The organism is Amycolatopsis sp. WQ 127309 (genome assembly GCF_023023025.1).
Taxonomy (GTDB): Bacteria; Actinomycetota; Actinomycetes; order Mycobacteriales; family Pseudonocardiaceae; genus Amycolatopsis.
This window is the reverse complement of record NZ_CP095481.1, coordinates 9,335,233-9,348,228: the sequence shown is the minus strand read 5'-3', so window position 1 is coordinate 9,348,228 and position 12,996 is coordinate 9,335,233. Positions and strand designations below refer to the sequence as shown.

Below are 12,996 nucleotides of genomic sequence, written 5' to 3'. Positions count from 1 at the left end.
CGAGGAGAGCCCCCGTGGTCGTCGTCGTGCGGATGCTGCTGAGCCGCGTCCTCGCCCTGATCCCGCTGCTGCTGGGCGTGATCCTGTTCGTCTTCGTCGTGATGCGGTTCGCGCCGACCGACCCGGCGCTCGCCGCGTTCGACGGCGCGAACGCCACCGCCGAGCAGCTGCAGCGGTTCCGGCTGGACAACGGCCTGCTCGACCCGCTGCCGCTGCAGTACGCGCACTTCGTCTGGCACCTGATCCAGGGTGACTTCGGCACCAGCGTCATCACCAAGCAGCCGGTCGGCGAGACGATCGCCACCGCGTTGCCGCTGACCGTGCAGCTCACCCTGCTCGGCCTGGTCATCGCGCTGGTCGTCTCGCTCGTGCTCGGCGTGACGTCGGCGCTGTACCGCGACCGCTGGCCGGACAAGGTGATCCGGGTGGTCACGCTGGCCGGCGTCGCGGCCCCGGCGTTCTGGGTGGCGCTGCTGCTGGTGCAGTGGCTGGCCGTCGACCGCGGCCTCTTTCCGACCAGCGGGTACGTCAGCCCGGCCGACTCGCTCGGCGGCTGGCTGAACTCGCTGACGCTGCCCGCGGTGTCCCTCGCGCTGCCGGTCGCGGCGCAGCTCACCCGGGTGATCCGGACGTCGATGGTCGAGGAGCTGGACAAGGACTACGTCCGCACCGCCCGCGGCGGCGGGCTGCCGCCGGTCGTCGTGGTCGGCCGCAACGTGCTGCGCAACGCGCTGGTCACGCCGCTGACCGTGCTCGGCCTGCGGGTCGGCTACCTGCTGGGCGGCGCGGTCGTCATCGAGACGATGTTCGCGCTGCCGGGAATGGGGCAGAACATGATCCAGGCCGTCAAGGACGGCGACACCGCCAAGGTGCAGGGCTTCGTGATCACCATCGCGATCGGATTCGTGCTGGTCAACCTGATCGTCGACGTCCTCTACCTGATGGCGAACCCGCGGCTGCGGAGCCACTCGTGAAGCGGCTGCGCGGGGGTTGGCCCGCACTCGCGGTGCTCGGCATCCTGGTGCTCGTCGCGGTCGTCGGCACGCTCGTCGCGACGCACAACCCGGACGCGCTGAGCACCGACACCGGCGGCCCGAGCGCCGCGCACTGGTTCGGGACCGACCAGTCGGGCCGGGACATCTTCTCCCGGCTGGTCGCGGGGACACGCTGGTCGCTCGCCATCGGCCTGGGGGCTGTGGCGCTCGCACTCGTGTCCGGCGCGACGATCGGGGCGTTCGCCGCGACGTCGGGCGCCCGGGTGGACGCCGTGGTGATGCGCGTGCTCGACATCATCATGGCGTTCCCCGGCATCGCCTTGGCCGCGGTCCTGGTGGCCGTGTTCGGCCACGGGATCCTGGTGCTGATCCTGGCCATCGGGTTCCTCAACACGCCCCCGGTGGCGCGGGTCGTCCGGGCGAACGTGCTCGCGCAGTACGGCGAGGACTACGTCGCGGCCGAAAGCGTCATCGGGGCGCGCCGGTTCTACGTGCTGACCCGGCACGTCGCGGTCAACTGCGCGGCGCCGGTCCTGGTGTTCGGCACGGTGACGGTGGCCGACGCGATCGTCTTCGAGGCGTCGCTGTCGTTCATCGGCGCCGGCATCCAGCCGCCGGACCCGTCGTGGGGCTCGGTGCTGGCCGACGGCAAGGACCTGGTGCTGACCGGCGGCTGGTGGGCGACGTTGTTCCCCGGCCTGCTGATCCTGGTCACGGTGCTGGCGCTGAACGTCCTGTCCGAGCGCGTCTCGGACGCGTGGGCCGCGCCGTCGGCCCGCGCGGCCCGGGCCGGTGCGGTCGCGAAAGCCGTCGCCGCCCGCGAGGACGCCGACACCGCGCCGGTCCTGCCGATCGCCGGGCTGCGGGAAGCGGGGGAGCGGCTCGCCCGCACCGCCCGCTCGCTGGACCACCGCGAGACAGTCCTCGAGGTGGACCGGCTGGCGATCGCGTTCCCCGGCCGCCACGACGGCGTGAACGTCGTCGACGGCGTCTCGTTCAGCGTCCGCGCGGGCGAGGTGCTCGGCCTGATCGGCGAGTCCGGCTGCGGCAAGTCGCTGACGTCGCTGTCGATCCTCGGCCTCCAGCCGCCGACGGCCACGGTGAGCGGCCAGATCCGGTTCGCCCAGCGCGACCTGCTCGCGCTGCGCCCCGGCGAGCGCCGCCGGCACCTCGGCCACGACATCGCGATGATCTACCAGGACGCGCTCAGCTCGCTCAACCCGGCGATGACGATCCGCGCCCAGCTCAAGCAGTTCACCCGCCGCGGCGGCACCCGCACCCCGGCCGAGCTGCTCGACCTGGTCAACCTCGACCCGGGGCGGACGCTGCGCGCGTACCCGCACGAGCTGTCCGGCGGGCAACGGCAGCGCGTGCTGATCGCGATGGCGCTCTCCCGCGACCCGAAGCTGATCGTCGCCGACGAGCCGACCACCGCACTCGACGTCACCGTGCAGGCCCAGATCATGGCGCTGCTGCTGCGGCTGCAGGAAGAACTCGGCTTCGCGCTCATCCTGGTGTCGCACGACCTCGCGCTGGTCTCCGAGATCGCCGACCGCGTCGTCGTCATGTACGGCGGCCAGGTCGCCGAGCTGGGCGGTACCGCGCAGGTCATCGGATCGCCGCGGCACCACTACACGCGCGGCCTGCTCAGCGCGGTGCTGTCGCTGGAGGAGAACGAGGCCCGGCTGACCCAGATCAAGGGCGTCGTCCCGGCCCCGGCCGAGTTCCCGGCCGGCTGCCGGTTCGCCGGCCGCTGCCCGGCGGCCCGCGACAAGTGCCACGACGAGCCGCCGGTCCGCTTCGGCGAGCCGGTCGACCACCTGGTCGCCTGCCACTTCCCGGCGGTCGACCTCGCCCGCGAGAAGGAGGCGACGGCGTGAACCTGCTCGAACTCGACGGCGTCCACGTCGTCCACCAGATCCGCGGTGCGAACCTGTTCGGCCACGACAGCGTCTACGCGCTGACTGACGCCCACCTCGTCGTGAACCCGGGCGAGACCGTCGGCGTCGTCGGCGAGTCCGGCTGCGGCAAGTCGACGCTGGCGAAGGTGATCGTCGGCCTGCAGCGCCCCACCGCGGGCACCGTGCGGTTCCGCGGCAAGCCCCTGGACCGCGGCTTCGGCCGCGAGGTCGGCATGGTCTTCCAGGACCCGTCGACCGCGCTCAACCGCCGGCTGGCCGTCGCCAAGATCATCCGCGACCCCCTCGACGTCCACCGCGTGGGCACGCCGGACGAGCGCGACGACCGCGTCCGCGAGCTGATGACGCTGGTCGGGCTGCCCGACAGCGTCGCCGACGCGGTGCCCGGCCAGCTCTCCGGTGGGCAGCGCCAGCGCGTCGCCATCGCCCGTGCCCTGGCGTTGGGACCGGCTTTGCTGGTCGCCGACGAGCCGACGTCCGCCCTCGACGTCTCGGTGCGGGCGCAGATCCTCAACCTGCTGCTCGACCTGCGTGAACAGCTCGGGCCGGCGATGGTGTTCGTCTCCCACGACATCCAGACGGTCAAGAAGATGAGCGACCGGATCGTCACGATGTACCTCGGCCGGATCGTCGAAGAAGCCCCGGCTGCGGACCTCCCGCAAGCCGCTCGGCACCCCTACACGCGGGCCCTGTTCTCGGCGACGCCCAGCCTGCTGCACCAGGTCGAGCCGATCGTGCTCACCGGCCCGGTGCCGTCGGCGACGCACCCGCCGAGCGGCTGCCCGTTCCGCACCCGCTGCCCGAAGGCCACCGGCGAGTGCGCGGCCGAGCTGCCGCCGCTCGCCGCGGCCGACGGTGGCCACACCTACCGCTGCATCCATCCCGAGACCCCTGCCGGAGTGAGCGCCTGATGCCGAAGTTCGCCGGAATCGTCCCCCCGCTGTGCACGCCGTTGACCGACGACTTCGGCGTGGACACCGACTCGCTGCGGCGCCACGTCGAGTTCCAGCTCGACGCCGGCGTGCACGGCATCTTCGTCCTCGGCTCGTCCAGCGAGGTCGCCTTCCTCCCCGACGCCCAGCGCCGGGTCGTCGTCGAGACGACGGTCGAGCAGGTCGCCGGGCGCGTCCCCGTGCTGGCCGGCTGTATCGACATGACGACGTTGCGGGTCGCCGAGCACATCCGGGCCGCCGAGGCCGCCGGGGCCGACGCCGTCGTCGTCACCGCGCCGTACTACACGCGCACGCACCCCGCCGAGATCGACCGGCACTTCCGGCTGCTGCACGAACGCACGTCGCTGCCGATCGTCGCCTACGACATCCCGGTGGCGGTCCACACGAAGCTGGACGGCGGCATGGTGCTGGACCTCGCCGCCGACGGCGTCCTCGCCGGCCTGAAGGACTCCAGCGGCGACGAAGCGGCCTTCCGCGCGGTGCTGCTGGGCAAACGCGAACGCGGCCTCGACGCCTTCGCCGTGTTCACCGGCTCCGAACTCGTCGTCGACGCAGCTCTCGCGATGGGCGCGGACGGCGCCGTCCCGGGCCTCGGCAACGTCGACCCGGTCGGGTACGTCCTCATCCACGACCACTTCAAGGCCGGCAACCTCGCCGCGGCCCGCCGCGAACAGGAGCGTCTGCTGAAGCTGTTCTCCATCACGTCCGTGGCCCCGCCGAGCCGGATGGGCCGCGGCTCGGCCGGCCTCGGCGCGTTCAAGGCCGCGATGAAGATGCGCGGTTTCATCGACAACGCCGTCATGGCGCCGCCGCAGCTGCCCCTGGACGACGAGGAACTGCTGCGCATCAAGGAGAAACTCGTCGAAGCGGGCTTGCTCTGACGGTCCCGGCCGTCCGCCGGAGGGAAATCAGGACCACGCCGGCGATGCTGAGCGCGCCGCCGGCGACGTCCACCCAGGTCGGCGTCTCGCCCAGCCACACGAACGCCACCGCCAGCGCGACGGCCGGGACGAGGTAGAGCGCGCCGGTCGCGACGGCGATCGTGTGGCGGGCCACCGCGTACCCCCAGGCGACGAACCCGGCCGCCGAGGGCAGCACGCCCAGGAACACCACGGACAGCGTCGCGCTCAGCGGCGCCGTCTCGACGCCGCGAAGGGCCGCGGGCGCGAGCGGTAGCAGGAACAGCGTCCCGGCCCACATCGCGTAGCAGGCGACCTCGAGCCCGGTGTAGCGCTTCAGCAGAGGCTTGCTGCCGAAGTGGTAGACGGCCTGGACCGCGGCGGCGGCCAGCACGACCCACGCGGCCCCCGAGTAGCCCAGGCCGCCGCCGAGCGCGATGAGCGCGCTGCCGCCGAACGCGACCGCGCTGCCCAGCACCTTCGTCGTCGTCAGGCGCTCGCCCAGGAACGCCGTCGCGAGCAGCACGCTGAACACCGGCGCCACCGAGACGAGCAGGCTCGCCGTGCCCGCCGGCACGCGCACCTCACCCCAGTTGAGCAGCAGCTGGTACGCGCTCATCCCGGCCAGCCCGCACCCCGCGATCAGCGGCAGGTCGGCCGCGCGCGGCCGCCGCACGCCCAGCACCGGCGCGATCAGCAGCAACCCGGCCGACGCCACCGCGAGCCGGGCGAACGACAGCCCGGCGACGCCGTAGCCGCCGAGCCCCACCTTGATCGCCGGGAACGCCGACGCCCACAGCACGACGGTGACGGCCAGGGCGAGGGGTGCCTTGAGAGTGCGCTTCACGACGGCTATCGTCGGCCGGAAGATGCAGAAGTACCAGTTACGGTTTCTTCGCTGAAGAGAAAGTCTGACTTCATGTTGGAGCTGCGCCGCCTGCGCATCCTGCACGGTCTCGCCCAGCACCGGACCGTGGCCGCGACCGCCGCGGCGCTGCACCTGACCGGCCCGGCCGTCTCGCAGCACCTGGCCGCCCTCGAACGCGAAGCGGGCACGCCGCTGCTCGAGAAGCAGGGCCGCACCCTGGCCTTCACCTCGGCCGGGCGGCTGCTGGTCTCGCACGCCGAGGTGATCCTCGACGACCTCGCCGCCGCGGAGTCGGCGATGGCGGCGGTGTCCGAGAACGGCGGCACCGGCACGGTCCGGCTGGCCGCGTTCGCCTCGGCGGCGCGGCAGCTGCTGCCGGCGGCGTGGGCCGGGCTCAGGGAGGCCGGCACGGTCTCGCTGCGCCTGGTCCAGGAGGAGCCGGACGACGCGCTGGAGTCGTTGCGCCGCCAGGACGTCGACATCGCGCTGGTGCACAGCTATTCGCTGCTCCCGCGCAGCATCCCGCCGCGCTGCGAGACCGGCGGCTGCTGGAGGACCCGGTGCTGGTGGCGCTCGACCCGGCTCGCGCCGCCGGCCTGACGCCCGGCGAACCCGTGCGGCTGGAGCGGTTCGCCGGCCACCCGTGGCTCGTCCCCGCCGCCGACCTCTCGTGCCGCGAGATGATCCACCGGGCGTGCGGCGCGGCGGGGTTCGTGCCGCCGGTGGCGGCGGAGGCGAGCGACTTCGCGGTCCTCGTCGCGCTGGCCGCGTCCGGCGCGGGCGTGGCGTTGGTGCCCGCCATGGCGTTGCCGGCCGGGCCGCCGGGGGTCAGCCTCCACCCGCTCGAAGAACCGTTGACGCGCAAGGTGTTCGCGCTGACCCGGACGGGCACCGCGCGGCGCCCGGACATCCGGGTCGTGCTCGACGAGCTGGAGCGGTCGGCCCGCGACTGGGCGGACCGCTACCGCTGAGGCCGCGCCTTCTCCACGGCCTCCAGGAACTTCGCGACCTTCGCGCGCATCCCGTACGGGTAGAGGAACGTGTTCCCGGCCAGCTTGTCGGCGAACAGGGGCACGTTCGCGACGACGTCCGCCGCCGAATCCGGGACCACGAAGACGATCTTGCCCGGTTTCCAGGCCGTCGGCGGCGTGTGCTGGATCTTGCTGATCTTCTCGACCGGGAACCTGTTCTTGGTGTCGCCGGGGATGATGAACCAGCTTTTCGTCGCGACGCTGAGCGTGACGGTGTGCCCGTCGAAACGGATCGACCTGCGCCTGGCCCTCAGATGCACGCGTCCGACTATGGCAGAGCGCGCTGCCTGTGGGACAGGTGCTTCCGGGTGCTCAGAGCGTCTTGCAGGTCAGGGCCGGGCGCGCGGTGCCGTTGCCCTGACCCGTCAACGCGGTCAGGCCGAACGACGTCGAGCCGTTCGCGTCGAGCTTCGCGTTCCAGTCCGCGTTGTCGACCGTGACCGTCGAGCCGTCGACGGTGAAGGTGCCGTTCCACAGACCGGTGATGTGGTGGCCGTCGGGCAGGGTCCAGTAGACGCGCCAGCCGAGCAGCTTGACGGCGCGGTCGTTGTGCACGGTCACCTCGACCTGGTAGCCGCCGGGCCACGAGTTCGTCACCCGGTAGTCGGCCGCGCAGCCCAGATCCGCGGGGGCCGGGGAGCTGGTGGCGGGCGTCGACGGCGGGGGAGTGGTGGCGAACGGCACGGGTGCGGGCGCGGCCACCGTCGCGCTGCTGTCGGGCACCAGCGCCGTGCCGATGAGCACGCCCAGGGCCAGCAGCACCGCACCGGCCGCGCCGGCGAGGACGAGCTTCCGGCGGGGCCGGCGGACCTGCAGCAGGCGCGTCCCGACCTGGGGGACCACCCGCGGCGGCGGCAGCGGGCGGCCACCGGTGACCGCCTCGAACAGCTCCTGCACCTCGGTCATGGCCGGCCGCTGCGCGGGATCTCGCTGCAGGAGCCGGCTGAGCACCTCGGCCAGCGGGCCGCTGTGCTTCGGCGGGATGACGTCGTCCTGGGCGATCCGCCGCAACAGGACGATGGTGTTGTCCTCGTTGCCGAACGGCGGCGAGCCCTCCAGCGCGCGGTAGAGCGTCGCGCCGAGGGAGAAGACGTCCGCCGGGAACCCGGCTTCGGCGCCCCCGGCGACTTCGGGTGCCAGGTAGGCGGGTGTGCCGGCGATGAACCCGCCGCCGGTCACGGTCCCTTCGCCGGTCGCGCGGGAGATGCCGAAGTCGGCGATCTTCGTGACGCCGTCGGGCGCCATCAGGACGTTGCCGGGCGTGACGTCGCGGTGCACGATGCCTTCGGCGTGCGCGGCGGCGAGCGCCGACGCGACCTGCTCGCCGACGCGCGCGACCTGGTCGGCCGGCAGGGTTTCCCGCTCCAGCAGGACTTCGGCCAGGCTCTGCGACGGCAGGTACTCCATGACCAGGTACGGGTCGCCGGCGTGCTCGACGACGTCGTGCACGGTGATGGCGTGCGGGTGCCGCAGCCGTGCGGTGAGCCGCGCCTCGCGCAGGGCCCGCGGGCCGCCCTGCCCGCCGCCGGACGGGTCGTAGCCCAGCTGCTTCACCGCGACGACCCGGTCGAGCCGCTCGTCGCGGGCACGCCAGACGACGCCCATCGCTCCCTGGCCGATCCGGTCGACCAGCCGGTAGCGCTCGGCGATCAGCTGTCCTGCCTCGGTCACGACGATCCTCCGGTACCGGTGCTCGCCCAGGCCTTCCCCGGTGACACGGATCCGGGGACCGATCGGTTCGAGCTTAACGGCCTGCTCGTCGCCTCGCCGACGAGCAGGCCGCCGCCACCCTCACGCGCTGAGCGGGTGCAGCTGGTCCCACGACGGGACGCGCGGGGTGATCCGCAGCTTCATCCCGGCTTCGGCGGGCAGCTTGTCCGCCTTGCGGGCGTTGCAGCTGCGCGCCGTCCCGCCGCACGCGGCGACCGTGTTGAGCCAGTCGGTCCGCGCGCCGCCGCGGCTCAGCGGCACCACGTGGTCGATCGTCGTCGCGCGCTGCCCGCAGTAGGCGCAGCGGTGCCCGTCACGTGCCAGCACACCACGCCGGGACCAGCGTGGCGGCTGCGTATATCGCCACTTCATGACGACGTACCGCAGCAACCGCACGATCTTCGGGCGCGGGAACAGCCCGTAGGCGAGACCGTCTTCGGCCTCGTGGACCACGGCGACGTCGCGCACGAGCATCCGGATGGCGTGCGGGACGGACACGGTGTGCAGCGGCTCGTAGCCGGCGTTGAGGACGAGAACCCCCATGGCGCAACCTCTTTCGGTGAAACGGATGCGAAAAGCCGCCCGGATCGCGGTGATCCGGGCGGCTTTCCGCGAAGCGACGTGTTCATGGTCGCCGAGCTTCGCGAGAGGCGTCAATCGTGTTTCAGTGCAACGGGTGATTCCGGAAGAACCGCCAGATCACCGGGGTCGCGTCGATGACCGTCGGCGTGGCCGAGTCGAGGTTCGGTTTCGTGCTCGGCCAGACGTGCCCCGCGCCTTCGACGCGGTAGTGCTCGACCGTGCCGCGCCGGTCGCAGGCGAGCCACTTCTGCGCGACGACGCCCTTCACCGGCGTCCACGACAGCGGCCCGAACCGGCAACCGTCCCTTGTGGACCACGCGGCCAGCCAGTCGGGGATCGGCGGCAGGCCCTTCTCCGGGACGCCGGTGTAGGGGATGGTCGTGTCGGCGGTGCCGTGGAAGTCGAGGATCGGCACCGGCCGGCTCGGGTGGCAGGCGCCGCCCTGCGGGTAGAAGGCGCCGGACACCGGGGCGAACGCCGCGATCCGGCTCGCCAGGCGGCAGGCCAGCACGCCGACGAACCCGCCGCCGTTGGACTTCCCGGCGGCGAAGACGCGGTTCGCGTCGACGCACAGCGTCCGCTGCAGCTTCGTGATCAGGTCGCTGGTGAGCAGGACGTCGTCCGCGGCGGCCGAGTAGGGCGCGCCGGTCCAGGCGGTCTCGCCGTCGGTCCCGACGAGGCCCTGCGGGTAGACCGAGATCGCGTCCAGCGCGGAGAAACCGGACAGCTCCTCCTGGTACTGGGACGTGCGCTTGTGCCCGTGGAACGACAGGAGCACCGGGTACGGCTTGCGCGGGTTGTAGCGCGCCGGCAGGTGCACGGTGTAGGTGCGGTCGAGGCCGCCCGAGGTGAGGTGCTGCGTCGTCGTCACGCCGGCCGGGACGGGCGCCGGGCGGCCGCAGCCGGTGGTGCGGACGGGGTGGTCGACGACGTGCGACGGGGTCGAGGGGGTCGAGGGGGTCGACGGGGTCACAGCCGCGGCGGGTGCGGCGAAGCCGGTGGTCAGCGCGCAGGCCGCGGCGAACGCGGCCGCCCACCGGGGCCGGGGGAAGCGTCCGGGCACTCGATCCTCCTTGATCGGCAGCAGGGCGTGGCCAGCATCACACCGGCTGTCGCGGCCCGCCTACATTGCGTTCATAAAGTGCGCGGCCGGGTGACGGCCCGGACTGTCGGACCCCCTCGGTACGATCGCACCCGTTCGCCGTGACACCCGGAAGGAAGCCCGTGACCACCCCGATCGAGACGCTCGAGTTCCAGTCCGAGGCGCGTCAGCTGCTCCAGCTGATGATCCATTCGATCTATTCGAACAAGGACACGTTCCTGCGAGAACTGGTGTCGAACGCTTCGGACGCCCTCGACAAGCTGCGGCTGGAGTCGTACCGCGACAAGGACCTCGTCGCCGACACCGCCGACCTGCACATCACGATCGAGTCGGACCCGGCCGAGCGCACGCTGACGGTGCGGGACAACGGCATCGGCATGACCCGCGACGACGTCGTCGGCCTCATCGGCACGATCGCGAAGTCCGGCACCGCCGACTTCCTCGCCAAGCTCAAGGAAGCGAAGGACGCCGCGGCGTCGCAGGACCTGATCGGCCAGTTCGGCGTCGGCTTCTACGCGAGCTTCATGGTCGCCGACAAGGTCACCCTCGTGACGCGCCACGCGGGCAGCGCCGAAGGCGTCCGCTGGGAGTCCGCGGGCGAAGGCACCTACACGATCGAGCCGGTCGAGGACGCGCCGCAGGGCACCGCGGTCACGCTGCACCTCAAGCCGGAGGACACCGAAGACGCGCTGTACGACTACACGTCCCCGGCGAAGATCCGGGAGATCGTGAAGAAGTACTCCGACTTCATCACCTGGCCGATCCGGATGACCGCCGACGCGGTGCCGGCCGCCGAGGGCGAAGAGCCCGCCGAGCCGGCGGTGGAGACGGTCAACTCGATGAAGGCGCTGTGGGCGCGGTCGTCGAGCGAGGTCTCCGAGACCGAGTACAGCGAGTTCTACAAGCACGTCAGCCACGACTGGCAGGACCCGCTCGAAACGATCCGGCTGCAGGCCGAGGGCACGTTCGAGTACCAGGCGCTGCTGTTCCTGCCCTCGCACGCGCCGATGGACCTGTTCCTGCGGGAGCGCAAGCGCGGCGTGCAGCTCTACGTCAAGCGCGTGTTCATCATGGACGACTGCGAGTCGCTCGTCCCCGAGTACCTGCGGTTCGTCAAGGGCGTCGTCGACGCGCAGGACCTCTCGCTCAACGTGTCGCGGGAGATCCTGCAGCAGGACCGCCAGATCCAGCTGATCCGCCGTCGCCTGGTCAAGAAGGTCCTCTCGACGGTCAAGTCGATGATGTCTTCCGACGCCGAGAAGTACGCCACGTTCTGGCGCGAGTTCGGCCGCGCGGTCAAGGAAGGCCTGCTCGACGACTTCGAGAACCGCGAGGCGATCCTCGAGATCTCGTCGTTCCCCTCGACGCACGACGCCGAGAAGCCGACCTCGCTGCGCGAGTACGTCGAGCGGATGAAGGAGGGCCAGGAGCACGTCTACTACATGACCGGCGACTCCCGGTCGGCCGTCGAGAACTCGCCGCACATGGAGGCGTTCGCGGCCAAGGGCTACGAGGTGCTCGTGCTCACCGACCCGATCGACGAGATGTGGGTCGACGCGGTGCCGGGCTTCGACGGCAAGCAGTTCCAGTCCATCGCCAAGGGCCAGGTCGACCTGGACTCGGACGAGGACAAGAAGGCCACCGAGGTCGCGCGCGAACAGCAGCAGAAGGACTTCGAGGGCCTGCTGTCGTGGATGGGGACGTCGCTGGGCGAGGACGTCAAGGAGGTCAGGCTCTCGTCGCGGCTGACGACGTCACCCGCCTGCATCGTCGGCGACACCCACGACCTGACCCCGACGCTCGAGAAGATGTACCGCGCGATGGGGCAGGAGCTGCCGCCGATCAAGCGGATCCTGGAGCTCAACCCGGAGCACGCCCTGGTCACCGGCCTGCGCGAGGCACACGCTTCGCGCCCGGAAGATGCCGGCCTGGCCGAGACAGCGGAGCTGCTCTACGGAATGGCCCTCCTGGCCGAAGGCGGCGAACTGGGCGACCCGGCCCGCTTCATCAAGCTACTGGCGAACCGCCTGGAGAAGACCCTCTGAGGCAGCGGCCCGGGCGGATCGTCTCCGCCCGGGCCCGCTCCTGGCCAGGGCTCTCGTCCGTGGCGTGCACCTGTCCGGCCTGCCGATGGCTCCACGTCTCGGCGTTGCCCGCGCAAGCCGAGACTCCTCCCCAGACCCGCCTGAGGAGGACACTCACCCGAGAGGTCGTCGGGTGAGAGGAGTTCTCGTGTCCTCGTCGCAGGTTTTCGCCAACCGCGAGGACGGCGGCCGCCGGCTGGCGCGGGTGCTCGCGCGGCAGACCTGGGCCGATCCGCTCGTGCTCGGGCTCGCGCGGGGCGGGATGCCCGTGGCGGCCGTCGTCGCGCGGTGGCTCGGGGCCGAGCTGGACGTCGCGGTCGCGTGGAAGATCGGCGCGCCCGGGCGGCGGGAGTACGGCGTCGGCGCGGTCACGCCCCACGGCCCGGCCCTCTACTCCGACGCGAGCCTCCGGGCGCTGCACCTCACCGCCGGTGAGCTGGCGCGGACGGAAGACCGCGAGCGGGCCGAGGCGCGCCGCCGGCTCGCGCGCTACCGCGGGGACCGGGCGCCGGTCGGCTGCGCCGGCCGGGACGTCATCCTCGTCGACGACGGGCTCGCCACCGGCGTCACCGCCCGGGCGGCGCTGCGTGACCTGCGCGCCGGCGAGCCGCTGACCTTGGTCTTCGCCGCTCCCGTGTGCGCTCCGGACGCCGTCGCGCTGCTGCCCGAGGCCGACGACGTCGTCAGCGTCGTCGAGCCGCCGGAGTTCCGCGCCGTCGGCCAGTGGTACGCCGATTTCCGCCAGACGCGCGACGAGGAGGTGCTCGCGCTGCTCGCCCGGTGACCCTCGGCGGTTCCACAGAGGACGCACCGTGACGTGCTGCTCCACCCGGGGAACACCCGATTGAGCGGC

At 72.1% G+C, this 12,996-nt stretch carries 13 protein-coding genes; 8 read left to right on the top strand and 5 right to left on the bottom strand.

From position 1 onward, the window contains the following. Window positions 1-14 precede the first annotated feature (14 nt). From MUY22_RS41200 to MUY22_RS41185, 4 genes are read left to right on the top strand one after another with little or no spacing between them, the layout of a single operon-like run. A complete protein-coding gene (locus MUY22_RS41200) occupies window positions 15-974 on the top strand; it encodes an ABC transporter permease (protein ID WP_247052605.1) in 960 nt (319 codons plus the stop codon). Further along, on the top strand, window positions 971-2,875 hold the full coding sequence (locus MUY22_RS41195) for a dipeptide/oligopeptide/nickel ABC transporter permease/ATP-binding protein (RefSeq protein ID WP_247052604.1): 1,905 nt from the start codon (window positions 971-973) through the stop codon (window positions 2,873-2,875). Before MUY22_RS41200 ends, MUY22_RS41195 begins: the two co-directional genes overlap by 4 nt. Next, window positions 2,872-3,825: an ABC transporter ATP-binding protein gene (locus MUY22_RS41190; RefSeq protein ID WP_247052603.1), complete on the top strand. Its 954-nt coding sequence runs from the start codon at window positions 2,872-2,874 to the stop codon at window positions 3,823-3,825. Before MUY22_RS41195 ends, MUY22_RS41190 begins: the two co-directional genes overlap by 4 nt. Then, a complete protein-coding gene (locus MUY22_RS41185) occupies window positions 3,825-4,748 on the top strand; it encodes a dihydrodipicolinate synthase family protein (protein ID WP_247052602.1) in 924 nt (307 codons plus the stop codon). The genes MUY22_RS41190 and MUY22_RS41185 overlap by 1 nt, the downstream gene beginning before the upstream one ends. Here MUY22_RS41185 and MUY22_RS41180 read toward each other — a convergent pair. After that, a complete protein-coding gene (locus MUY22_RS41180) occupies window positions 4,714-5,613 on the bottom strand; it encodes a DMT family transporter (protein WP_247052601.1) in 900 nt (299 codons plus the stop codon). The two genes, MUY22_RS41185 and MUY22_RS41180, sit on opposite strands and share 35 nt — an antisense overlap. 72 nt (window positions 5,614-5,685) lie before the next feature. Between MUY22_RS41180 and MUY22_RS41175 the strand changes: the two genes are divergently transcribed. Then, window positions 5,686-6,234, top strand: coding sequence for a LysR family transcriptional regulator (locus tag MUY22_RS41175; protein ID WP_247052600.1), 549 nt, complete (start codon window positions 5,686-5,688; stop codon window positions 6,232-6,234). Beyond that, a complete protein-coding gene (locus tag MUY22_RS41170; protein WP_247052599.1) occupies window positions 6,195-6,605 on the top strand; it encodes a LysR substrate-binding domain-containing protein in 411 nt (136 codons plus the stop codon). The genes MUY22_RS41175 and MUY22_RS41170 overlap by 40 nt, the downstream gene beginning before the upstream one ends. On the opposite strand, the gene MUY22_RS41165 is transcribed toward MUY22_RS41170, so the two are convergent. The 4 genes from MUY22_RS41165 to MUY22_RS41150 form a co-directional block, all read right to left on the bottom strand. Beyond that, entirely contained in the window at window positions 6,596-6,925 is a 330-nt protein-coding gene (locus MUY22_RS41165) for a hypothetical protein (RefSeq protein WP_247052598.1), read from the bottom strand. The two genes, MUY22_RS41170 and MUY22_RS41165, sit on opposite strands and share 10 nt — an antisense overlap. A gap of 52 nt (window positions 6,926-6,977) precedes the next feature. Then, window positions 6,978-8,336: a protein kinase gene (locus MUY22_RS41160; protein ID WP_247052597.1), complete on the bottom strand. Its 1,359-nt coding sequence runs from the start codon at window positions 8,334-8,336 to the stop codon at window positions 6,978-6,980. A gap of 120 nt (window positions 8,337-8,456) precedes the next feature. Beyond that, a complete protein-coding gene (locus MUY22_RS41155; protein ID WP_247052596.1) occupies window positions 8,457-9,032 on the bottom strand; it encodes an HNH endonuclease in 576 nt (191 codons plus the stop codon). Between the two features lie 7 nt (window positions 9,033-9,039). Next, window positions 9,040-10,020: a PHB depolymerase family esterase gene (locus MUY22_RS41150; protein WP_247052595.1), complete on the bottom strand. Its 981-nt coding sequence runs from the start codon at window positions 10,018-10,020 to the stop codon at window positions 9,040-9,042. Between the two features lie 161 nt (window positions 10,021-10,181). Between MUY22_RS41150 and htpG the strand changes: the two genes are divergently transcribed. Together htpG and MUY22_RS41140 are read left to right on the top strand one after the other, a co-directional pair. Then, on the top strand, window positions 10,182-12,104 hold the full coding sequence (htpG, locus tag MUY22_RS41145) for a molecular chaperone HtpG (RefSeq protein ID WP_247052594.1): 1,923 nt from the start codon (window positions 10,182-10,184) through the stop codon (window positions 12,102-12,104). Between the two features lie 187 nt (window positions 12,105-12,291). Further along, entirely contained in the window at window positions 12,292-12,927 is a 636-nt protein-coding gene (locus MUY22_RS41140; protein ID WP_247052593.1) for a phosphoribosyltransferase, read from the top strand. Window positions 12,928-12,996 lie beyond the last annotated feature (69 nt).